Origin of the sequence: Dactylosporangium darangshiense (assembly GCF_039537565.1) — a bacterium.
Taxonomy (GTDB): domain Bacteria; phylum Actinomycetota; class Actinomycetes; order Mycobacteriales; family Micromonosporaceae; genus Dactylosporangium; species Dactylosporangium darangshiense.
In genome coordinates, this window is sequence record NZ_BAABAT010000043.1 from 1 (window position 1) to 20,500 (window position 20,500).

General features: G+C 70.5%; 21 protein-coding genes and 1 pseudogene. 6 read left to right on the forward strand and 16 right to left on the reverse strand.

The window, feature by feature from the left end:
• Positions 1 to 123: 123 nt before the first annotated feature.
• The 12 genes from ABD901_RS45495 to ABD901_RS45550 form a co-directional block, all read right to left on the reverse strand.
• Positions 124 to 882 carry a class I SAM-dependent methyltransferase gene (locus tag ABD901_RS45495; protein ID WP_345137778.1) on the reverse strand — a complete coding sequence of 253 codons (759 nt, stop codon included), beginning with the start codon at positions 880 to 882 and terminating at the stop codon, positions 124 to 126.
• A 150-nt stretch (positions 883 to 1,032) separates the two neighbouring features.
• Positions 1,033 to 1,422, reverse strand: coding sequence for an SCO6745 family protein (locus ABD901_RS45500; RefSeq protein WP_345137780.1), 390 nt, complete (start codon positions 1,420 to 1,422; stop codon positions 1,033 to 1,035).
• Positions 1,423 to 1,584: 162 nt separating this feature from the next.
• Positions 1,585 to 2,502 carry a hypothetical protein gene (locus ABD901_RS45505; RefSeq protein ID WP_345137782.1) on the reverse strand — a complete coding sequence of 306 codons (918 nt, stop codon included), beginning with the start codon at positions 2,500 to 2,502 and terminating at the stop codon, positions 1,585 to 1,587.
• On the reverse strand, positions 2,502 to 2,816 hold the full coding sequence (locus ABD901_RS45510; RefSeq protein ID WP_345137784.1) for a PadR family transcriptional regulator: 315 nt from the start codon (positions 2,814 to 2,816) through the stop codon (positions 2,502 to 2,504). Before ABD901_RS45510 ends, ABD901_RS45505 begins: the two co-directional genes overlap by 1 nt.
• A gap of 361 nt (positions 2,817 to 3,177) precedes the next feature.
• On the reverse strand, positions 3,178 to 3,579 hold the full coding sequence (locus tag ABD901_RS45515; RefSeq protein WP_345137787.1) for a hypothetical protein: 402 nt from the start codon (positions 3,577 to 3,579) through the stop codon (positions 3,178 to 3,180).
• Between the two features lie 50 nt (positions 3,580 to 3,629).
• Entirely contained in the window at positions 3,630 to 4,223 is a 594-nt protein-coding gene (locus ABD901_RS45520) for a hypothetical protein (RefSeq protein ID WP_345137790.1), read from the reverse strand.
• 5 nt (positions 4,224 to 4,228) lie between these two features.
• A complete protein-coding gene (locus tag ABD901_RS45525) occupies positions 4,229 to 5,014 on the reverse strand; it encodes an SAM-dependent methyltransferase (protein ID WP_345137961.1) in 786 nt (261 codons plus the stop codon).
• 157 nt (positions 5,015 to 5,171) lie between these two features.
• On the reverse strand, positions 5,172 to 5,930 hold the full coding sequence (locus tag ABD901_RS45530) for an SDR family NAD(P)-dependent oxidoreductase (protein ID WP_345137793.1): 759 nt from the start codon (positions 5,928 to 5,930) through the stop codon (positions 5,172 to 5,174).
• Positions 5,927 to 6,535 carry a class I SAM-dependent methyltransferase gene (locus tag ABD901_RS45535; RefSeq protein WP_345137796.1) on the reverse strand — a complete coding sequence of 203 codons (609 nt, stop codon included), beginning with the start codon at positions 6,533 to 6,535 and terminating at the stop codon, positions 5,927 to 5,929. Before ABD901_RS45535 ends, ABD901_RS45530 begins: the two co-directional genes overlap by 4 nt.
• Positions 6,532 to 7,476 carry an alpha/beta hydrolase gene (locus tag ABD901_RS45540; RefSeq protein ID WP_345137799.1) on the reverse strand — a complete coding sequence of 315 codons (945 nt, stop codon included), beginning with the start codon at positions 7,474 to 7,476 and terminating at the stop codon, positions 6,532 to 6,534. The genes ABD901_RS45535 and ABD901_RS45540 overlap by 4 nt, the downstream gene beginning before the upstream one ends.
• Entirely contained in the window at positions 7,473 to 7,796 is a 324-nt protein-coding gene (locus tag ABD901_RS45545; RefSeq protein WP_345137802.1) for a putative quinol monooxygenase, read from the reverse strand. The genes ABD901_RS45540 and ABD901_RS45545 overlap by 4 nt, the downstream gene beginning before the upstream one ends.
• Positions 7,797 to 7,940: 144 nt before the next feature.
• Positions 7,941 to 10,688, reverse strand: coding sequence for an AAA family ATPase (locus tag ABD901_RS45550; RefSeq protein WP_345137804.1), 2,748 nt, complete (start codon positions 10,686 to 10,688; stop codon positions 7,941 to 7,943).
• A 76-nt stretch (positions 10,689 to 10,764) separates the two neighbouring features.
• Here ABD901_RS45550 and ABD901_RS45555 point away from each other — a divergent pair.
• A pseudogene (locus ABD901_RS45555) lies at positions 10,765 to 11,604 on the forward strand (AraC family transcriptional regulator); the annotation flags it as partial.
• Positions 11,605 to 11,676: 72 nt separating this feature from the next.
• Here the strand turns inward: ABD901_RS45555 and ABD901_RS45560 are convergent.
• Positions 11,677 to 12,723: a glycoside hydrolase family 11 protein gene (locus ABD901_RS45560; protein WP_345137807.1), complete on the reverse strand. Its 1,047-nt coding sequence runs from the start codon at positions 12,721 to 12,723 to the stop codon at positions 11,677 to 11,679.
• A gap of 347 nt (positions 12,724 to 13,070) precedes the next feature.
• Here ABD901_RS45560 and ABD901_RS45565 point away from each other — a divergent pair, with 347 nt between their 5' ends.
• Together ABD901_RS45565 and ABD901_RS45570 are read left to right on the forward strand one after the other, a co-directional pair.
• Positions 13,071 to 14,504 carry an RICIN domain-containing protein gene (locus tag ABD901_RS45565; protein WP_345137810.1) on the forward strand — a complete coding sequence of 478 codons (1,434 nt, stop codon included), beginning with the start codon at positions 13,071 to 13,073 and terminating at the stop codon, positions 14,502 to 14,504.
• A 33-nt stretch (positions 14,505 to 14,537) separates the two neighbouring features.
• The gene (locus ABD901_RS45570) at positions 14,538 to 15,917 is read left to right on the forward strand and encodes a ricin-type beta-trefoil lectin domain protein (RefSeq protein ID WP_345137813.1); all 1,380 of its coding nucleotides are present in this window, start codon (positions 14,538 to 14,540) and stop codon (positions 15,915 to 15,917) included.
• 46 nt (positions 15,918 to 15,963) lie between these two features.
• Here the strand turns inward: ABD901_RS45570 and ABD901_RS45575 are convergent, their stop codons facing one another.
• The 3 genes from ABD901_RS45575 to cbiM are packed head-to-tail and all read right to left on the reverse strand — an operon-like array spanning position 15,964 to position 18,742.
• Positions 15,964 to 16,725 carry an energy-coupling factor ABC transporter ATP-binding protein gene (locus ABD901_RS45575; protein WP_345137815.1) on the reverse strand — a complete coding sequence of 254 codons (762 nt, stop codon included), beginning with the start codon at positions 16,723 to 16,725 and terminating at the stop codon, positions 15,964 to 15,966.
• The gene (cbiQ, locus tag ABD901_RS45580) at positions 16,722 to 17,657 is read right to left on the reverse strand and encodes a cobalt ECF transporter T component CbiQ (RefSeq protein ID WP_345137817.1); all 936 of its coding nucleotides are present in this window, start codon (positions 17,655 to 17,657) and stop codon (positions 16,722 to 16,724) included. Before cbiQ ends, ABD901_RS45575 begins: the two co-directional genes overlap by 4 nt.
• Positions 17,654 to 18,742 carry a cobalt transporter CbiM gene (gene cbiM, locus ABD901_RS45585; RefSeq protein WP_345137819.1) on the reverse strand — a complete coding sequence of 363 codons (1,089 nt, stop codon included), beginning with the start codon at positions 18,740 to 18,742 and terminating at the stop codon, positions 17,654 to 17,656. The genes cbiQ and cbiM overlap by 4 nt, the downstream gene beginning before the upstream one ends.
• 151 nt (positions 18,743 to 18,893) lie before the next feature.
• Here cbiM and ABD901_RS45590 point away from each other — a divergent pair, with 151 nt between their 5' ends.
• The 3 genes from ABD901_RS45590 to ABD901_RS45600 all read left to right on the forward strand — a co-directional run bounded on the left by ABD901_RS45590 (position 18,894) and on the right by ABD901_RS45600 (position 20,416).
• Complete coding sequence (locus ABD901_RS45590) at positions 18,894 to 19,325, forward strand: rhodanese-like domain-containing protein (protein ID WP_345137963.1); 432 nt, start codon at positions 18,894 to 18,896, stop codon at positions 19,323 to 19,325.
• Between the two features lie 123 nt (positions 19,326 to 19,448).
• On the forward strand, positions 19,449 to 19,625 hold the full coding sequence (locus tag ABD901_RS45595; RefSeq protein ID WP_345137822.1) for a hypothetical protein: 177 nt from the start codon (positions 19,449 to 19,451) through the stop codon (positions 19,623 to 19,625).
• Between the two features lie 77 nt (positions 19,626 to 19,702).
• The gene (locus tag ABD901_RS45600) at positions 19,703 to 20,416 is read left to right on the forward strand and encodes a class I SAM-dependent methyltransferase (RefSeq protein ID WP_345137824.1); all 714 of its coding nucleotides are present in this window, start codon (positions 19,703 to 19,705) and stop codon (positions 20,414 to 20,416) included.
• Positions 20,417 to 20,500: the final 84 nt, after the last annotated feature.

A 20,500-nucleotide genomic window follows, 5' to 3' on the forward strand; every position in this document is an offset into this window, starting at 1 on the left:
AGACTTCCCTCGACCATCGAGCGCACCGGCAACCCGGCCGGTCACTCCCACACGCCCTGACCCGCGTCCAAGATCATCGGGCTGGACCGGCCGGGCACCGAGACCTCGTCGGTGGATCAGGGCTTAGAAGTGGGCAGTGAACAACAACGCTGCCCGGCGGAGCACCAATTCAGGCCGGTCGACGAGATCGGCGATCAGGCGCTGGCGAAACTCCTCGCAGTATTTCTCGTCGAGTTCGTCAAAGAACCTGCGGGTGCCGTGGGTACCGTACCAGCGCCACATCGTCTCGGGCTCGTCCAACGCGAGTTCGACCTGGAGGTGCTGCTCGGCTACGTCGCGGAAGCCAGTCATTGCAAGGAGGCCGCGTGCATCGAAGGGTGCGTCCGTGCGGCCGTCGCGAGGCAGGTAGCGCGAGTATTCGGCGAAGAGTTCGTGGCTGCGATCGCCGGGCTCGAATCCCCTCGGCGGTGGGCCCACGACAGTGAAAGCCAGTAGCCCGCCAGGCACCATGACCCGTTTGAACTCGCGCAATGCAGCCTGCGGATCGTTCAGCAAGTGGAGCACGAAGCCGGCGGTGACCACGTCAAACGTGCCGTCGTCGAACGGAAGGGCCCCGGCTTCGGCCACCTGGACGGCTGGTAGCGACTCGGACAAGCGCGCCACCATCGCGGCTGACCCATCCACCGCACACACCTCATAGCCACGACGTCGGGCCGCAAGCGCGATCGCTCCCGCCCCCGCACCGACATCAAGCAGCCGTGCCCCCGCGGCCGGCGCGGGCAACGCGGCAACGGTCAACTCGCCAAACGAGGAAAAAAACGGCACCACGGTGTCGAACGAGTCTGCAACGCGGTCGAACAACGCGATCCAGGGATCATCCACGAACGACGATCATCCGCGCAGTCGAGATGAACTGTCCACGCAATTTGCCGCAGCCGACGTCCTCGGCTGCAGGTCATCGGCATGAGCGAGCGTGCAGGATGGGTGAACCATTGATCGCGCCGATCGCGGCTACTTGAGCGTTTACCTTGACTATCGCGAGCCGACCGCGTTGAGCGCTGCGGAGATGGGTTCGAGGTCGGCGATGAGCTGGTCGCGCTCGCTCGGCCCCAGGCTGGAGTACGCCGCTGCGGCAAGGTCGTCGGTGATCGACTCGATCCGCTCTTTGGTCTCGCGGCCGGCGTCACTGAGCAAGCCGGAGCCGTCGATGAGGCCACGGACGCGCATCCCGTCCACAACCGCGGCCAGCCGGTCCGCGGGCAGGTGGTGGACCCTGCCGAACTTCTCCGGGGGGAGGCCCTCGGACAGAGCGTGCAGCACATGGGCCTCCGTCTCGCCGATGCCGGCCGCGACCAGGGCGGCGATGTGACCGTCCCCGCGGTGCTCGCGCAGCAGGGTGGCCGCGTGCCAGAGCCGGGCCACGGGCTCCTCGGGCGCAGTCGACGCAGCACGAGAACAATCATCGAGACGATCGTCGTCCCCGTCGCGAGGCCCAGCAACAGAAGGATCATGCCTACGCCGTACATGCCGGTGTCGTCAGCCGAGGCCGCGCGACGCCGCCGTTAAGGTTGCGAAAAGTGGCGATCAGGTGAGACGGCTTCCGCGGGCCTGCGGGTACCGGGATCCTGCGGCGGGCTCTGCGATCTGAGAAAGCCCCGCCTTGCGCTGATGTACGGCGCTGGCCGTGACGAGTGTGAGGGCGAACGTCGTGCACATCGCGAGCATGGCCGGCAGGCCCTTGAGCGCGTCGGCGGAAACCCAGGGCGGATCTGCGATCCCCTGGCTCAGGGGCCACACGCTGAACAGCGAGACCCAGTCCGCGGCGACCAGTCGAGCGGCGATCGCGTAGAGCACAGTCGTCAGTTCGAGCGTGGCGAGACCGCCGACTACGAGGACCGTCACGGCGATGCGGGTGCGTCCTCGCCGGATGAGCACGGTGATCGCGGCACCCAGCGTGAGCATCGCCGCGCACCAGCACAGCGCGGACAGGAGCGTGGCCGAGCGCGTCTCGCCGAGCATGTCACCGGCGATGGGTAGATTCGCGATGGCCAGTATTCCCACGGTCAACGACGCCGGTACGGTAAGCGCCGGTGCCACCAGGTGGTGCTGCTGGGGCATTGGTAGCGCCAGCGCGACGATCGCCCCGCACACCGCCAGCACGCTCAGCGCGATCGGCACGCTGAGCACCGCAGGACTGACGTCGTAGCCGCCGTCCTTCGCGTACGTTGTGGCGATCATGAGCGCACAGACCGCCAGGGTCACCGCGGTGAGGCCGAATCCCAGCGGTGCGGCGGCGAGCCAGGCCATCCGGCGAAGCTGCGGGCGGGTGCGGGTCCACGTCCAGGTCGCCGCCTGCTCGGTCAGTGCGGATCGGCCGACATCGGCGATGTCGCGCCATGGTCGGGTCGAGTGCGCGAGCAGGTCGGTGAGCTCGGCGCCGTAGCGGTCGCGGATGGGCGCCGGGTAGATCGCCATGGCGAGGCGGATCAACGTCGCGCGCATCAGGCTGTCGCCAATCGACGCAGGCCGGTGCTGGCCATCGTGCGGATGCGCAGGAGTTCGGCCTGCAACGCCTGTGCGCCCAGATCGGTCAGGCGGTACGGCTTGCGGCGGTCCTCGTCCGGCAATTGCTCGATCAACCGATGCTCTTCCAGACGTCGGATGGCGCCGTAGAGTGTGCCCGGGCCGGGTCGCTCGCCGGTCAACGCGGCGATGTCTTCCTGCATCGCATAGCCGTGCTTGGCGCTTTCGGCCAGGCTGATCAGGATCAACAACGCCGGCTCGGAGAACCTGCCGAGCTGCCACAGTCCGGTCACACGTTCCTCCAAGTTGCTACGTTGGGCGTAGCATCGCAGGACGTAGCATCCTCGTCAACCGAGTGCCTACCGCAACGTCATCCACCCTGCTCGGCGCCAATCGCGGCCCGATGACCAGTCATGATCCGTTCGAGTCCGTCGTTTCGCCGGTCGTTTGCCGGCGGCGTCGCTTCATGCTGCTTCGACCGGTGTTTCTCGGCGTGACGAACGCGTCGCGCCGCTGCGACCGCTGAGAGATCCTGTGATTGCCGCAGGAGCGGACGCCTCGCTGGAACTCGCCGGCTGCGCTGCCGCATGAGCCGGGGGACCGTCGATCAGGGCCTCCGGCTCAATGGCAGGCTCGGCGTGCGTGTCATGCCGCTCAATCTGCGTTTGCAGCGGGTTGGGTGTGCCGCCATGACGCGGCATCCGGGCCGTCGTTCGGGTCGGGGATCATCTGGCAGGCAATGCCAATCTCTCCTTCACGGACGAGTCCCTCGATTGCTTCGATCATCGCGGTGATCCCCGGCCGAGGCGTGATGACGAGGTCCGTCGTGTAAAAATACCGGCCTCCTGCGGCTTCGCCGGTATGCGCCCATCGGCGAAGCACTGCATCGATCGCGTCGAGGGTCATGAGACTCACGTAGTAGGTCGGACCCCCGGCAACGGTCACGTAGATGTCCTGGTCCCGAAGTTGTTCAAGGTCATCCCCGTGGTCCGGGAAACGTGCGACGAACCGCTCGCGCTCGATGACGAAGAAGGGTCCGTCTTTCGTGACTTCCATGGTGAGCCTCGTTCGGAGTGTCGACGTGGTCATGATCCCGTAGGTCACGCTCAGTACAAGGTGATGATCAGGTCAAGGTCGCGCGCGGCGACCCCGCGGCAGTGCTCGGCGAAAGCGCGCAGCTGGGCCAGTACGCGGGCGAAGGCATGGTCGTCGTCCTCCTCGCGGTGCACCTTGTACAGCCCGAGGTGGTCCATCTCAGCGACCGAGAACTCCCGGCGAACCGCGGCGACATCGAGCGCGTCGATCCGCTGCACCGCTGTAGCCAGGAACGCCGCCGAAGAGCACCGCCACGCAAAACCCTGGCCGCTCGTGGCGTGCGCGGCAAAGGCCTCGTCGCCGGCGACGATCCGGTAGGCCGTCGTCCGCTCGCGCTCCTTCCAGGTCCGCGCCTCCGCACGGTACGCCACCGGGTCGAGCAGGTACTCGGCCTGCTGGAAGGAACGGTCGCCGAAGTGGCCGACCCAGGCGGCGCCGGCCGGCGCCACGGCCAGCAGCGCCCGGCTGATGTCCGGCAGCGGCTCATCGCCCCATGCGGCACAGAACGGAGGCTGCTCGCTGGCCAGCGCCCACAACTCGGGGTCGGCGCGGATCGCCCGTACCGCATCGGCATCCAGCGGCACCGCGAGACTCTTCAGGGCCATACCCACTACGGGATGCGTGCGACCGCGCAGTCCGTTGCCGTCTCCGACTCGTCCGGACGGGGCTCCGGCTCCTGCTCGGCGCGCCAGTTCGAGATCGACACCACGCCCGGGTCGAGCACCTGGAGGCCGTCGAAGAAGCGGGCAACATCGTCGTGTGTGCGCAGGTAGACCGGGATCGCTCCAGTGCGGAAGGCATGTACCGCCTCCGGCGTCAGGAAGTCGCCGGTCGAGTGCGACAGCACCAGGTAACTGCCTGACGGCAGGGCGGAGACCAGCCGGCTGACGATGCCGTGCGGGTCTTCCTCGTCGGCAATGAAGTGCAGGACCGCGATCAGCATCAACCCGATCGGGCGGCTGAAGTCCAGGATCTTCGCCGCTTCCTGCAGGATGTGCTCCGGAGAGCGGACATCGGCTTCGATGTAGCTGGTCGGGCCGGCGCCCGGCGCGACCGTGAGCAGCGCGCGGGCGTGGACCATGACCAGCGGGTCGTTATCGACGTAGACCACGCTGGACTCCGGGGCCAGGCGCTGGGCGACCTCGTGGGTGTTGTCGGCGGACGGCAGGCCCGTGCCGATGTCCAGGAACTGGCGGATGCCCAGCTCACCGGCGAGCAGCGTTACCGCGCGGCGCAGGAAGTAGCGGTTCTCGATGACGGCGGTGCGAATCGAGGGGAAGAGCGCGACGACCGCGTCTCCGGACTCCCGGTCGGCGGCGAAGTTGTCCTTGCCGCCCAGCCAGTAGTTGTACCGGCGGGCCGGGTGCGGCACGGATGTGTCCAGGCGGGATGCCATCTCCTGCGCGTCTGCCACCGCGGCCCCCTCAGTCGAGTCTGGCGCCAATCGTACGGCCGCGCATCGGAGGCCGACGATCAGGATCGCCTGGCGACCCGCTCACGCAGGGTCGCCAGGCAGTCGCACGGTATGCAAAGGTCCGCGATCGGTGCGGTGTTCAGAGGTTGTAGCCGCCGGAGACCTCGATGTCCTGGGCGGTGATCCAGCGGCAGTCCTCGGACAGCAGCGTCGCGACGACCATGCCGATGTCGTCGGGCTCGCCGATCCGGCCGAGGGCGGTCTTCGCCGCGAGGCCCGGGATCACCTCGGGGAAGCGTTCGAAGGCGTTGTCGGCGATGCGGGTGCGGGTGGAGCCGGGCGAGACGGAGTTGACGCGGATGCCGCGCGTGCTGAGCTCCTTGGCCAGGTAGCGGGTGAGCACCACCAGGCCGCCCTTCATGGTGCCGTAGGCGGAGTAGCCGGGCTCCAGACCGGAACGCAGCGCCGCGTTGCTCGTGGTGTTGACGATCGCGCCGCCGTCGGCCAGCAGCGGCAGCAACGTCTGTGTCAGGAAGTACGGGCCCTTGAGCAGGACCCGCATGAGCGTGTCGAACATGTCCTCGGTGGTGTCCTCGAACAGCGCCATCCGGCCGAACCCGGCGTTGTTGACGAGGAAGTCGAAGGTGTCCCGGGCCCACGTGTCGCGCAGCGCCGCCGCGACGGACTCGCGGAAGGGCGGAAAGGCATCGGTGTTACCGACATCCAGTGGCAGGGCGACGGCCGTGCCGCCGGCCTTGTCGATGAGCGCGAGGGTGTCCCGTGCGCCGGGCTCGTTGCCGTGGTACGTCAGGATCACCCCGGTCCCGCGCCGGGCGAGCTGCACAGCGGCGCTCTGGCCGATGCCGGAGCTGGCGCCGGTGACGATGGCGATTTTCACGGCTGGACCTCCACCGGGCGGCGGCAGTAGTAGACGAAGGCCGGCGGCACGTTCGCCCACACCGTCCGGCTGCGCACGACCTCCTCGAAGCGTGCGCGCAGCGTGCGGCGCAGCCGGCGGGCCGGTGGGGCCCAGCGCGTGTGCGTGTACGCGAAGGTGGTGAACGAGCCGTCGGGCGCCAGGCTGCCGGTCACCGCGTCGAGCAGGTCGTCCTGGCGGCCGGGCGCGAACGCCGCCCACGGCAGACCGCTCACGATCACGTCCGCGCGGCGGTGGCCGCGTTGCGCCAGGATGTCGCGCAGGTCGCGGGCGTCGGCGACGGTGACGTCGACCCCCGGGTAGCGCGCGGCCAGGCGCCCGGCGAACCGGGCGTTGAGCTCGATGGCCACGTGCCGGCCGCGGCCGGCGAGCCGCGCCTGGATGGCCGCGGTGAAGGCGCCCGTGCCGGGGCCGAGCTCCACGACCAGCGGCTCGCCGGCGCCCGGGACGGTCATGGTGACCGCCTCGGACAGCGACCGGCCGCTGGGTGTCACGGCGGCGACCGTGAACGGGTCGCGGAGGAACTCGTGCAGGAACGCGCTGCGCTCGGGTGCGAGGGTGGTCATGACGCCGCCAGCACGCGGGTGAGCCAGTTGTTGCGGGTACGGCGGGCCGCGGCGGAGACGCGGGTGTGGGGGAAGAGGGCGTCGAAGCCGTGGCAGCCGCCGGCCCAGACGTGCAGCTCGGCCTGGCCGCCGGCGGCCCAGATGCGGGTGGCGTAGGCGACGTCCTCGTCGCGGAACACCTCCGCCGTGCCCGCGTCGATGTAGGTGGTCGGCAGGCCGGACAGATCGCCGGCCGTGGCGGGGGAGACGTAGGCGGGCACGTCGGCGTCGCGGAGGTCGCCGAGCACCGACCGCCAGCCGAACTCGTTCATCTCGCGGGTCCACACGCCCGGCTCGCCGGAGTACTGCCGGCTCGATGCGGTGGTGTTGCGATGGTCGAGCATCGGGCAGATGAGCATCTGGGCGGCGATCGCCGGGGTGCCGCGGTCGCGGGCCATCAGCGTGACCCCAGCGGCGAGGCCGCCGCCGGCGCTGATGCCGGCGACGATGATCCTGTCCGGGTCGATGCCCAGCTCCGCGGCGTGCTCGGCGGTCCAGAGCAGGCCGTGGTAGCCGTCGTCGACCAGGGTCGTACCGGTGGCCTCCGGCGCCAGCCGGTAGTCCGCCGTGACCACGACGGCGCCGAACCGTTCGAGCCATTCGAGGGGGATGTCGATCTGGGAGAACCGGTCGCCCATGACCATGCCCCCGCCGTGCAGCCAGTACACGCACGGCGCCGCAGTGGAGCGTCCGACCCGCTGCGGGCTGAAGACGGACAGCGGGATGGCAGCGCCGGTGACGTCGTGCCGCTCGATCGCGCGGCCCTCGAGGAGGGTTTCGACCGGCGGCGAAGGCATCTGGCGGATCTGGGCGAGCAGTTCGGGGGTGAGCTCGGACGACAGGGGCAGGTCGGCGAGCAGCGCCCGCAGCTCGGGATCGATGTCGGGTCGGGTGAGGCTCATGCGGCGCTCCTCAAAGAGAACGTGGGCTTGCCGCCGACGGGGATCAGGTCGCTGTACTGCGACTCGCCTGCAAGCAGCGGCTGGAGCTTCGCGACGAACGCCTGCGCCGGCGCCGCGGCGAAGAACGCGGCGTGTGCCTCCTGGCTGGTCCAGCCCTCGGCGACGGAGACGACGTCGGGATCGGCGGCCGAGCGGCTCACCAGGAAGACGACGCAGTCCTCGTTCGGCAGGGACGGCGCGTCGAGCAGCAGCGCGACCAGCTCGTCGCCGTGGCCCGGCCGGGCGGTCATGACGGCGTGGAAGCCGTGGTTGACGGTCATGACGAACACTCTTGGCCGCGGCCCGGCCGCGCTCATCAGTCATCTGTCAGCGACTTCGCGAGCCGTTGCGGCCGGCGACTTAACGGGCCGGCGGAGTCACCGCTGCGTTAGGTCGTTTGACGGATGTACCGCAGCGGCCTGTGTTCAAGAATCGAGTCCGTGACGCAGCGCATCGCGCAGGCCGGCGCGCGAGGCGACGCCGAGCTTGGGGAAGATCCGGTAGAGGTGCGCGCCCACGGTGCGGTGCGACAGGTACAGCCGCTCGGCGATCTGCTTGTTGGTCAGGCCGGTGGCCGCGAGCTCGGCGATCTGGAACTCCTGCGCGGTCAGGGCCGAAGGACCGTCCGGCGGTACGTCGGTGAGCCGGTACTTCGTGGCGCGCAGCTCGGCGTGTGTGCGTTCGAGCCAGGGCACGGCGGCCATCGCTGCGAACCCGTCGCGGGCGGCGAGCAGGTGCCGGCGGGCCGGCGAAGCCGGCCCGGTGCGGCGCAGCTTCTCGCCGAGGGCGAGCCGGATCCGGGACGCCTCGAACAGCCACCGCTCGGCCGCGGGACCGGCCAGCAGCGCCTCCAGCCGTGTCGTGGCCGCGTCGTCGTCCTCGACCTCGACGAGGACGTCCGCCCCCGCCTGGATGAGCGCCATCCGGGCCGACAGCGCGGCGACGCCGGCGGCCCGCATCGCCGCGACGTGCGCCCGGGCCTCGACCGTCCGCCCGGTGCGCACCGCCGCCTCGACCAGGTCGAACATCACCCAGGTGCTGTGCGGCGCGTGCGAGGCGAGCACGCCGGGTGCGCTCATCGCGGCGGCGTGGCGGAAGGCGGCATCCCAGTCGCCCTGACCCAGGGCCGCGAGGGTGCGCGGATGATGGGCGAACAGGGCGGCGGCCGCCACGCCGCGGGGGAGCGCCCAGTGGGTCATCTCGTCGGCGAGCGCGTACGCCTCGTCGAAGCGGCCCCGGCCGGCGGCGACGATGGCCCGGTTGTACCGGAAGTACCACGCGAAGAACGAGAAGCCGCTCGCGGCGCAGACCCGCTGCCCCTCGAGCGCGAGCTGTTCGGCCTCGTCCCAGCGGCCGACGAGGAAGTCGTCCAGGCACAAATGCATCAGGGCACCGAGGTGCCGGCGGGGCGGTCCGCCGTCGCGCCCGTGCTGCACGAGCCGCCAGGAGGACTCCCGGCAGTCGCCCAGCCGGTCCAGGTAGACCGATGCCGTGCCGATCCGCACGATCCGGGTGGGATCGGCCTCGCCGGGCAGCGACTCGAGGATCGGGTCGATCAGCGGCAGCGCGGAGGCCCCGGTGCGCACGGGATCGGGAAAGGTCCGGCTCGCCAGCGCGAGGACGTCGGGCGGTTGCGGTCGCAGCCGGCCCAGCGCCTCGTAGAACGGTTCCCAGTACTGCGGGGCGCCGCCGTACCAGCACAGCAGCAGCAACGTGTGCATGGCCTCGTTCAGCGCCGGATCCTCGGTCCGGTACCCGTGCCCGCCGGTCTGGATGGCGCCGACGAGGAGGCGGTGCGCGGTGTTCACGTCACCGTCGCCGTTGAGCATCAGGAACGCGGCAGCGTTGGCCGCGTGCAGGGAACCCGCGCTGTCCGGCGCGGCCCGGCGCGCATCGGTCAGCAACGTCTTGGCGTCGTCGATGGCGCCGCTGGCCTCGGCGCCGATGTACGCGGCCTCGGCGAGCCGCCGGCCCCGGCCGGAGTTCGTCTCGCTCAGCTCGGCGGCGCGGATCAGCGCCGCGACGGCGGCGAAGGCGTCCCCGCGCAGCATCACGCGATGCGCCGCTTCCTCGAGCAGCTCGGCCACCGCCTCGTCCGGCCCGGTTGCCGCCGCCGCCAGGTGCCAGGCGCGCCGTTCCCGGTCACCGTGCAGTGCCTCGGCGAGCGCGAGGTGCGCGCAGCGGCGCTCCTCGTGCGTGGACATCGCGACGATCGCCGATCGGATCAGCGGGTGCCGGAACGCGATGCGGGCCTTGGCATCGTCCACCCGCACCAGCTGCGCCCGCTCCGCCGGGGCGAGGTCGCCGAGACCGGGCCGATCGTCGGCCGCGGCCCGCAGGACCCGGACGTCGCCGGCGCCTTCGAACGTCGCGAGCAGCAGCAGCCGGCGGGTCGGCTCCGGCAGCTCGCCGATGCGCGCGGCGAACATCGCCTGCAGCCGGTCGCTGAGCGGGACCACCTCCGCTCGCGCCGCGGCAAGGTCGAGCGTCGTGGGTAGCTCCATCAACGCCAGCGGGTTGCCCTGGGCGAGGTCCAGCAGCCGCTGCCGAATCCGGGCGGTCAGCCACGGGAAGGTGGCGTCGACCAGGCGCCCGGCCGCCTCGTCGTCGAGCGGCTCGACGACGATCTCGGGCAGCCCCCGCGGATCGAGGAGGCTCCCCGTTCCCGTCCTGGCCGACGCCAGCAGGCCGGCCCGGCAGCCGTCCAGGCGGCGGGCGACGAAGCTGAGCACGACGGCACTCGCGCGGTCGATCCACTGGACGTCGTCGACGAGCAGCACCACCGGTACTTCGGCGGCGACCGCCTTGACCAGCAGCAGCGCGGCGTTGCAGACCAGCAGCGCGTCCGGCGGCGGGCCGGCACCGAAGCCGAGCGCCACCGCCAACGCCTCCCGTGGACCGGGCGGCAGGCGGTCGAGCTCGGCGAGTACCGGCAGAAACAACTGATTGAGGCAGGAGTAGCTGACGTCGGCCTCGAACTCCGACCCGGACGCGCGCAGCGGGCGCATGCGCGCCGCGAGCGCGAGCCGCGCCGCCGCGTCCAGCAGGGATGACTTGCCGACGCCGGGCTCGCCCCAGATCAGCCGCGCGCCGCCGCGCTCACACGCGCAGTCCAGGAACTCGGCAAGCTGCTCGAGCTCGGCCCGGCGGCCGAAGAGTTCAACGGTCGCCACGAACACACATGAAACCAGCCCGGGACCCGAAGCGGCTTGCCCAAAGGTCGCGACCTCTAGCCGGATAGTCTCACGTATGGCCCTCGACGAGCTCCGCTGCCTGCTGGCCCGCCACGCGCGCCCCGACCTGAAGACCGGGATCGACGACGTGCTGATCTTCCGGGCCGACCGGCCGTACCCGCCGACGCCGGCCATCTACAGCAGGGTCCTCGCGGTGGTGGCACAGGGCACCAAGGGGCTGGCGCTGGGCGATCGCGTCTACCGCTACGGGGCCGGGCAGTACCTCATCGCCTCCGTCGACCTGCCCGTGAGCGGCCATTTCATCGAGGCCAGCCCGCAGTTCCCCGGCCTCGGGGTCGGCCTGAACCTCGATCCGGCCGCCGTCGCCGACGTGCTCCTGCAGGCGGCACCCGGCGATCTGCCGGATGTCGGCGACGACGTGCCGCCCGGCCTCGTCGTGAGCACCGCGTCCGCCGAGCTGCTGGACGCCGTCGTCCGCCTCGTGCGCCTGCTCGACCGGCCGCGCGACATCCCGGTACTCGCGCCACTGGTCAAACGCGAGATCCTCTGGCGGCTCGTGACCGGCGAGCAGGGCGCGACGGTTCGCCAGTTCGGGCTGCCCGACAGCAGCCTCAGCCACATCGCCCGGGCGGTGCGCTGGATCCGCGACAACTACATGGAGAGCTTCCTCGTCGAGGAGGTCGCCCGGCAGGCTGGGATGAGCGTTTCGGCCTTCCATCGCAACTTCCAGGCCGTGACCGCGATGAGCCCGATCCAGTTCCAGAAGCAGATCCGGCTCCAGCAGGCCCGGCTCCAGCTCGCCGCGGACGCCGGGGACGTCGCCGCCGTCAGCCGCCGCGTCGGCTACGGCAGCCTGTCGCAGTTCAGCCGCGAGTACCGCCGCCAGTTCGGCGCCCCGCCCAGCCAGGACGCCACCCGGTTGCGCGCCGGGTCCGGTGGGGTGCCGGACCCGGCGCGGGCGGGGCGGTCAGCGGCAGGCGGTGCCGTTGAGCGTGAAGCCGCTCGGCGCGGCGCCGTTGCCGGTGTGGGTGGCCTGGAAGCCGATGGTCGTCGAGCCGCCCGGCGGGATGGCGGCGTTGTAGCTGACGTTGGTCGCGGTCACCTGACCGCTCGTCGGCGCGTAGGTGGCGCTCCAGCCGGAGGTGATGTTCTGGCCTGAGGCCAGGTTGAACTTCAGCGACCAGCCGTTGATCGGGGCCGTGCCCGTGTTGGTGATGGTGATGTTGTCGGTCAGGCCGTTGTTCCAGGCGTTGACGGCGTTGGTCACCTGGCAGGTTCCGGTGCCGCCCGTCGGCGTGGACGGACCCGGCGAGCTCGGGCGCGGCGACGACGTGACCGTGGGGCCGCCGCCCTCGCTCACGGTGATGCTGGAGCTGCCGCTGCTCTGGTAGCCCTCGGTGGCCAGGATCTGGTAGTCGTGGCTGCCGAGGTTCAGGCCGAGGCTCGCCCAGGCGTTGAAGTGGTTGGCGGTGGTGATGGTGCCGCCGGTCCGCTTCTGCTGCCGCACGCTCCAGTACTGGTAGAACGTCGCGGTGCCGATGATGGAGGGCTGGTTGACGCGCTGGGTGCGGTAGATGTCGTAGGTGCTGCCATCGGTGGTGACCGAGCCCAGCCGCTGTGCGCCGGTGCTCGGGTTGTAGCTGCCGAAGTTCTCGACGATGTAGTACTCGATGAGCGGGTTGGTCGTCCAGCCGTACAGCGCCAGGTAGCCGTTGCCGTTGACGTTGAACGTGCCGGAGTAGTTCACGGTGTGGCTGGAGCCGGGCTTCCAGCCCTTGCCGACGACGGTGTTGTTGATGTTGCTCCACTGGACGCTGTACGAGCCGCCGGCGCCCAGGTTCATCGTGACGTTGCCGTTGTCCTTCCAGTACGAGAAGAAGTAGCCGTTGTGGGTGCCGGTCGTGTTCGACGTGACGGTCCGGTCGGCCTCGGCGTGGGCTGTGCCGGCCAGGACGACCGAGGTCACGGCGAGCGCGGCGGCGCAGACGCCGCCGACGAGCAGTCTCGCGCGCATTTGCGATCCCCTTCTTCGTGATGCCCTGCTATCAATTGCCGCCGAGCGTCGATGCGTCGCAGATGCGCTGTCAACGGCGAGCCGAGGTTGCGTTTGCGCCTCGTTTTCGAAAAGCCGAGAGCGGTGAAAACGGCTGCTCACGGCCGCTGAAAAAGCGATATCCCGCTGTAGTACGCCGGTCGCGGCATTTTCGAAACGAAAGTTTCAACCGCGATCACGATCGAGAGCATGTTCGAGTTTGTTCGGAGCGGAACGGTTCTGTTCTGTTCGTGGCGATCGTCTTGCGGGTCCGTTACCGATGGTCACACAGGACATCGGTCGGTTTCGGCCGCAGGGAAGGGGAGCCAGTGAGACGGTTCCGAAACGCACTCCGGGCGCTGACGGTCGTCGCGATGGCCGCCGGTGCGGCCGTCGCGGCCCCGTCGCCGGCCGGGGCGGCGACGAGCAACTACAAGGGCGTGAACTGGGCGGACGCGAGGGACAACTTCGTCAACGGCGTGTTGTACGTGTCGGGTCTGAGCGCCTCGGACACCTACGCCTCGGCGACCGCCGTCGCCAACCAGGTGGTGGGCCAGCTGTACTCCATCACCGGCGCCAACACGGTCCGGATGCCGATCAACGAGCCGACCGTGAGCGGCTACTGGGGCACGTACACGGGCGCGATCGACGCCGCCCTGGCCAAGGGCAACGTGATCCTCGCGTACTGGGCCTACAGCAACGGCAAGCCGGCGAACGCGACGGCGTTCAACCAGATGTGGGACACCGTCGTGGCGAAGTACGGCGGCAACGCCAACGCCTACTTCGAGGTCATCAACGAGCCGTACGCCTACAGCACCACCGATCTCAACAACCTCTACAACGGCTGGCTGGCGAGGTACCCGTCGGTGCCCCGCGGCCGCGTCATCCTCGACGGCGCCGGCTACGCACAGAACGTGGCGGCCGTGGGCGGCGACAGCCGGCTCAACAACACGCTGCTGGCCGCGCACGACTACTCGTTCTTCGTCAACCCGCCCTACGAGGACGAGACCGACTGGGCCAACCACATCGGCGGCTACATCGGCTCCTACGCCTCCCGCACCATCGTCACCGAGTGGGGCGGCCCGATGAGCCCGGGCAGCAAGAACGGCGTCAACTACGACACGATCAACTACAGCGTCCCCAGCGGCTCGTTCTTCGCCGACTACATCCGCGGGGTCAGCGGCAAGCTGCGCAGCCTCGGCGTCGGCAGCGTGTACTGGCCGGGCCTGCGCGACGGCGACTGGTACAGCCTGACGACGAGGACGGGCAGCGGCTCCGGCATCAGGCTCACCCTCGCCAACGCCTCGGGGCTGACCCGGCTGCAGTACGCCTGGGGCGTCGGCACCGGCGGTGGCACCTACGTCACGATCCGCAACGGCGGCACCGCCCTCGCCGCCGACGGCATGGGCCGCACCACCAACGGCGCCAACGCCGGCCAGTGGACCCTCAACAGCGGCACGAACCAGCAGTGGGTCATCGAGAACGACGGCAGCTACGTGCGGATCAGGAACCGCGCCACCGGGCTGTACCTCGACGGCATGGGCCGCACCGCCAACGGCTCCGCGGCCGGGCAGTACGGCGACACCAACGCCACCAACCAGCAGTGGACCGTCGTCACCGCCGCCAACCGGGTGCGGATCAAGAACCGGGGCACCGGGTTGTACCTCGACGGCATGGGCCGCACCGCCGACGGCGCCGACCTCGGGCAGTACGGCGACAGCAACGCCGCCAACCAGCAGTGGGCGATCGTCGCGGCCGGCTGAGCACTCGATCCCGTTCACGAAAGGAGCACTTGCATGCGACGACGACTCGCCACCATCGTCTCGGCGATGGCCGCCGTGGTGCTGATCGTCCAGCCCGCGTATGCCGCCACGGTCACGGTCACGCCGGGTGCCGTGTGGACCGACACCGGCGGCAACGTCATCCAGGCGCACGGCGAAGGGGTCACGAAGGTCGGCGACACCTACTACTGGCTGGGCGAGGACAAGACCTCCGGGTCCGCCTTCCAGAACGTGCGGTGCTACTCGTCGACCGACCTCAAGACGTGGCGGTTCGTGGCCAACGTCCTGACGCGGCAGTCCAGCGGGGACCTCGGGCCGAACCGCATCGTCGAGCGGCCGCACGTCATCTACAACGCCGCCACGTCCACCTACGTGATGTACATGCACATCGACAACACCAGCTACTCCGAACGCAAGGCCGGCGTGGCCACCAGCGGCAGCGTCTGTGGCAGCTACACGTACCGCGGCAGCTTCAAGCCGCTGGGCCACGACAGCCTGGACGACAACCTGTTCCTGGACGGCAGCACCGGTTACTTCCTCAGCGAGGACCGCACCAGCCAGAAGCTGCAGGTGTACCGCCTGTCCGCGGACTTCCTCAGCGTCGCCGCGCTGGTGAACACGCTCAACCAGTACGAGGCGCCGGCCATGGTCAAGATCGGCGGCACGTACTTCCTGTTCGGGTCGCACCTGACCGGCTGGTCGACGAACGACAACCAGTACACGACGGCCACCTCGATCACCGGCACCTGGGGCGCGTGGCGCAGCTTCGCCCCGTCCGGCACCAACACGTGCAACTCGCAGACGACGGCCATCCTGCCGGTGTCGGGCAGCGGCGGGACGAGCTACATCTTCCTCGGCGACCGCTGGAACTCTGGCAACCTGGCCGACTCCCGCTACGTATGGCAGCCGCTGACGGTGAACGGCACGACCGTGTCGATGACCTGCCAGTCGAGCTGGACGATCGACACCGCCACCGGCACGGTCGGCAGCGGCGGTGGGACCGGCACCGGCACCGGCGTCGTCCGGGGCGTGGGATCGAACCGGTGCCTGGACGTGCCCGACCACGCGACCGCCAACGGGACCCGGACCGTCATCTGGGACTGCAACGGCGGCAACAACCAGTCGTGGACCTATACGTCGGGCAGGCAGCTCATGGTGTACGGCAACAAGTGCCTCGACGTCGCGAACAGCTCCGCGACGGCCGGCGCGGCGGTGCAGATCTGGGACTGCACCGGCGCGACGAACCAGCAGTGGAACATCAACGGCAACGGCACGATCACCGGCGTGCAGTCCGGGTTGTGCCTCGACGTCACCAGCGGCGCCACGGCGAACGGATCCGCCGTCGAGATCTGGACGTGCAACGGCGGATCGAACCAGCAGTGGACCCGTTCCTAGCAACGTGTGCCGGGCCGGTCCGCGAGGACCGGCCCGGGGCCGCCGGTCATCCCATGCTGTGGCGGGCCCGCTGGTGGATGAGGTTGGCCGACAGCAGCAGGTCCCGGTCGGCGAGCACGTCGGCGGTCGGTGCGTCGGCGACGATGCGGTGCTGCTCGCTGAACACGACGCAGCGGTCGGCGAGGTCGGGCAGGGTGTCCAGGTCGTGGGTGGCCAGGACGATGGTCTTGCCGGCGGCGCGCAGCTGCTCGAGGAGCTCGATGAGCCAGAACTGTGTGCGCGGGTCGAGAGCGGCGGTCGGCTCGTCGAAGAGCAGCACCTCGGGGTTCATCACGAGGACCGACGCGATCGCGACGCGCTTCTTCTGGCCGCCGGAGAGCTGGAACGGGGCCCGGTCGGCGAGCTCGGTGATGTCGAGCATGGCCAGCACGTCGTCGACGCGCTGGTTCGTGGTGGCGCGGTCCAGGCCGAGCTGCAGGCAGCCGAAGGCGATCTCCTCGCGTACCGACGGGGAGAAGACCTGGGCGTCGGAGTTCTGGAAGACGAAGCCGACCCGGGACCGGAATCCCTGGTTGAACTGTTCGTCCTCGAGCTTGTCCTCGGTGACCTCCTCGCCGAACGCGGTGAACGTGCCGCGGTCGGCGAAGATCAGCCCGTCGAGGACCTTGAGGAGGGTGGACTTGCCGCAGCCGTTGGCGCCGAGCAGGGCCACGGTCTCGCCGTAACCGACCCGCAGGCTCACCCCGTCCAGGGCCGGGAACCGGTCCAGGTAGGAGAAATGCAGGTCGGTGCATTCGAAGACACTCATCGGCCCACCTGGTGGTCGGCGACGAGCAGCGCGACGGCGAGCGCGGCGACGGCGACGGCCCAGACGGCGTCGATGGCGCGCAGCCGGAAGCCGGTGAGGGTGCGGGCGTTGCCGGTGTAGCCGCGGGCCGTCATCGCCTGGTGTACCTCCTCCGAGAGCTGGTGCGCCTTGCCGAACAGGGTGCCGGCGCCGGCGGCCACGAAGCGGCGGCCCTCGGCGACCTGGCGTTTGCCGGTCTCGCCGGTCAGGGTGCGCGCCTTGCGGGCGGTGTACATGTCGTCGACGGCGTCGAGGAGCAGGAACAGGTAGCGATAGGCCATGCCGATGATGAGCACAAAGATCTTCGGCACGCCGAGCGCCCGCAGCGCGGCGAGGAGGCGCACCCACGGGGTGGTGAGGGTGAGCAGCACGACGAGGGAGATCGAGGTGGCGACGCGGGCGACGATGATGCCGGCGCCGTGCAGGCCCTGCTCGGTGATGCCGTGGGTGTGGCCGTGCCAGTGCCACAGCGGTACCAGGATGTCGCCCGGCGTGACGACCGACAGCGTGGCCGGCAGCACCACGATGCCGGTGAAGATCGGGATGAACAGCCAGACGCGTTTGATGAAGAACGTCAGCGACAGCCCGGAGGCCACGGCCAGCGCGACCGTGGCCACGTAGGCGCCGGCCAGCAGCGGCAGCGAGTGCACCAGCGCGACGGCGACGAGCAGCCCGATCATCGTGACGAGCTTCACCCGCGGGTCGAGTCGCTGCAGCAGGCCCTTGGCGGCCGCCACGTCCTCGGAGAACATGGCCTGCCGCAGGACCCCCGAGGCGCCCTCGAGGGTCTTGGCGACGAAGCTGCCCTTGCGCCGCTTGCCGATGCAGCCGCACGGGCACAGGCCCGGCTCCGTTTGCAGGAGCCAGGTCGGGGTCTGGGCCGGCGCGGTCATGACTGCGGTGCGGCCGCCGCCGCGGACACGGGCGGGCTGTCGAGGTCTTCGGCTTCGCGCTCGCCGCCGCGGACCTTGCCGATGAGCCAGGTGGTGCCGAAGACGACGGCGGCGACGACGACCACGCCGATCAGGGCGCTGAGGATGTACTGCCACCAGCTCCCGTCGCCGTAGCCGGGCAGCAGGGTATTTCCCCAGAAGTCGGTGTATTTCGCCAGGCCCTCGGGCACGGCCGAGAGGTGGTACTTGGCCAGGTCGAGGTCCTCGGGGGTGTCCTCGCCGAACGCACCGCCGGGTGCGAGCAGGCCGAGCGGGCTGATGACCGCGGTGATGCCCAACGCGACCAGGGCGGCCCGCAGCGGGTTGACCGGCTTGCGCCGCACCTCGGCCTCGGTCAGCGGCACCTCGGGCGCGTTGATGCGCAGCAGCGGCACGTTGGCCCGCTGCAGGTAGGCGACCACACCGGCGGTGAGCACGCCTTCCACGAAGCCCGCGATGATCAGGTGGGCGAACATCATCGCCGGGATGGCCTGCGACAGGTGGAACGGCGCGTACAGCGGGGTGCCGTCGGCCTTGTGGAACAGGTCGGGCTGGATGCCGAACTCGATCGCCGTGGCCAGGGCGGACATGTTGAGCCCGACGTACGCGCCGACCGCGCCGGCCCACACGCGCCGGCCCGAGGTGAGCGCCGTGTTCCTGGTGAGCAGCCGGTAGACGCCGTAGGCCACGAACGGCAGCACGACGGCCATGTTGAACGCGTTGGCGGGGAAGGCCAGGATGCCGCCGTCGCCGAAGAAGAGCGCCTGGATGAGCAGGGCTATCGAGACGGCTATGCAGGCCGCCCACGGTCCTAGGAGGATGGCGATCAGGCCGCCGCCGACCGCGTGCGCGGTGGTGCCGTCGGGGATCGGGATGTTGAACATCATGACGACGAACGAGAACGCAGCGCCGAGGGCGACGAGCGGCACGTAGCGGCTCTTGACGACCTTCTTCACCCGCCGGGCCGCCTGCCACCACAGCGGCAGCATGGCCACACCGAACACGGCGCTGGTCTGGGGACTGAGGTACCCGTCCGGAATGTGCATGATGTCCTCCCCCACACCGGGCGCCGCCCGCACGGCGCTTGTTGGCAGTCTTCGGCTATCGCAAGTTCTTGGCAAGAACAGCGGGCGTGCATGTGCTGTGATGAAGGCGGCAGAATGGCGAACATTGGAGGTGGCGATGCCGGACGGCCCGATGGGGCACAATCGGCGCGTGATCACGGACATCGTGCCGGGCGTGGACCGTGTGCTCGCGGAGGCGCGCCACGGCATCCGGCGGTACACCCCGCACGAAACCGTTGCCGCACGCACGCGAGGCGCGCTGATCGTCGACACCCGCACCGAATCGCAGCGGGCCGAGGCCGGTGAGCTGCCGGGCGCGGTCGTCATCGACCGCACGGTGCTCGAGTGGCGCCTGGATCCGGCCGGCGACGCGCGGATTCCCGAGGCGACCGGATACGACCTCGAGGTCGTCGTGGTGTGCCGCCAGGGCTACAGCTCGAGCCTGGCGGCGGAGAGCCTGCGCCGGATCGGCCTGCACCGGGCGACGGACATGATCGGCGGAGTGGAGGCCTGGCAGCGGGCCGGCCTGCCGCTGCACCGCGAACCCGCCGACGTCCGCCGCTGACAGCGACGTCACCCTGAGCCGGCCGGCGGACCTGGCGGCGTCCGTGGCCACCAGCCGAACCCCGCGCAGGCGGCGCCTGGCCCAGAACGGCCAGCCCATGGACCACACCCCCGCGCCCGCCTCGTGCGCATCGCCCCGCGCGGCGCCGCGGCGATCCCGGTCGCGGCCGCGATCGTCGCCGAGGTCGAGGGGGAGTGGGCCGCGCACCTCGGCGAGCGGCGCACCGCCCAGCTGCGCCAGGCCCTCACTCGCCTACGCGACATCACCGACCCCTACCGGGACGACGACGCGGCGCGATGACGTCACCGCGTCGGCCGCGGGCGCCACTACACTCTCGACGCGGGTGACCGAACTGTGGCTGGGGGTGTTCGCATCTGGTGCCGACCTGGGACGAGGCCGCGGACTGGTACGCGCAGATGGCGACTGATCCGGCCCTGGGCTACAACGCCCTCGCTGTGTCGGTGGCCCTGGGCCTCCTCGGCGACGTGCGCGGCCGCGAGGCCCTCGACCTGGGCTGCGGCGAGGGCCAGGCCGCCCGCCGGCTGGCCCGCGCGGGCGCGACGGTTACCGGCATCGACCCGACCGCGCGCCTGATCGAGCTGGCCGAGGCCGCCGAGGCCCGCGATCCGCTCGGCATCCGCTACTCGGTCGGCCGCGCCGAGCGCCTCGACGGCCTACCGGACGCCTCGATGGACGCGGTCTGCGCGGTGCTCGTGCTGCATCACACCGACCCGCTCGAGGCGGCCGTCTCGGAGGTGCGGCGCGTGCTGCGGCCCGGCGGGGTCCTCGCCGCGGTCATCCCGCACCCGGTGTTCGACCACCCCGGCGCCGGATGGTTCGAGGGCCGCCGTTACCTGGGCCGGTACGCCGAGGAGCGCCACTGGTCCACCGCCGACGGCGGCCCGGTGCGCGCGGTACACGACATCGGCTGGCACCACCGCACCCTCGCGACGTGGCTCACCGCCCTGGGCGGCGCGGGCCTGCGCGTCGAGCGCGCGGCTGAGCCGATGGGCCGCGACGCCGGCCGCCCGGACGGCGGCGGCCCCTGGCGCGACCTCCCGCGCTTCCTCGCGCTGCGCTGCACCGCCTGAGCACCGCCGCGTTCGCCGGCCGCCCGGTTCGACCTGCGGGGGCATCGTTCCGCGGCCCGTCTAAGATCAACGCGCGAAGCGGGA

Coding starts and splice junctions, on each gene's coding strand:
- ABD901_RS45515 (WP_345137787.1), bottom strand. CDS start 3,579: ATGGAAGTCACGAAAGACGGACCCTTCTTCGTCATCGAGCGCGAGCGG.
- ABD901_RS45575 (WP_345137815.1), bottom strand. CDS start 16,725: ATGAGTGTCTTCGAATGCACCGACCTGCATTTCTCCTACCTGGACCGG.
- ABD901_RS45540 (WP_345137799.1), bottom strand. CDS start 7,476: ATGAGCCTCACCCGACCCGACATCGATCCCGAGCTGCGGGCGCTGCTC.
- cbiQ (WP_345137817.1), bottom strand. CDS start 17,657: ATGACCGCGCCGGCCCAGACCCCGACCTGGCTCCTGCAAACGGAGCCG.
- ABD901_RS45520 (WP_345137790.1), bottom strand. CDS start 4,223: ATGGCCCTGAAGAGTCTCGCGGTGCCGCTGGATGCCGATGCGGTACGG.
- ABD901_RS45560 (WP_345137807.1), bottom strand. CDS start 12,723: ATGCGCGCGAGACTGCTCGTCGGCGGCGTCTGCGCCGCCGCGCTCGCC.
- cbiM (WP_345137819.1), bottom strand. CDS start 18,742: ATGCACATTCCGGACGGGTACCTCAGTCCCCAGACCAGCGCCGTGTTC.
- ABD901_RS45505 (WP_345137782.1), bottom strand. CDS start 2,502: ATGCGCGCGACGTTGATCCGCCTCGCCATGGCGATCTACCCGGCGCCC.
- ABD901_RS45590 (WP_345137963.1), top strand. CDS start 18,894: ATGGGGCACAATCGGCGCGTGATCACGGACATCGTGCCGGGCGTGGAC.
- ABD901_RS45535 (WP_345137796.1), bottom strand. CDS start 6,535: ATGACCACCCTCGCACCCGAGCGCAGCGCGTTCCTGCACGAGTTCCTC.
- ABD901_RS45545 (WP_345137802.1), bottom strand. CDS start 7,796: ATGACCGTCAACCACGGCTTCCACGCCGTCATGACCGCCCGGCCGGGC.
- ABD901_RS45570 (WP_345137813.1), top strand. CDS start 14,538: ATGCGACGACGACTCGCCACCATCGTCTCGGCGATGGCCGCCGTGGTG.
- ABD901_RS45525 (WP_345137961.1), bottom strand. CDS start 5,014: ATGGCATCCCGCCTGGACACATCCGTGCCGCACCCGGCCCGCCGGTAC.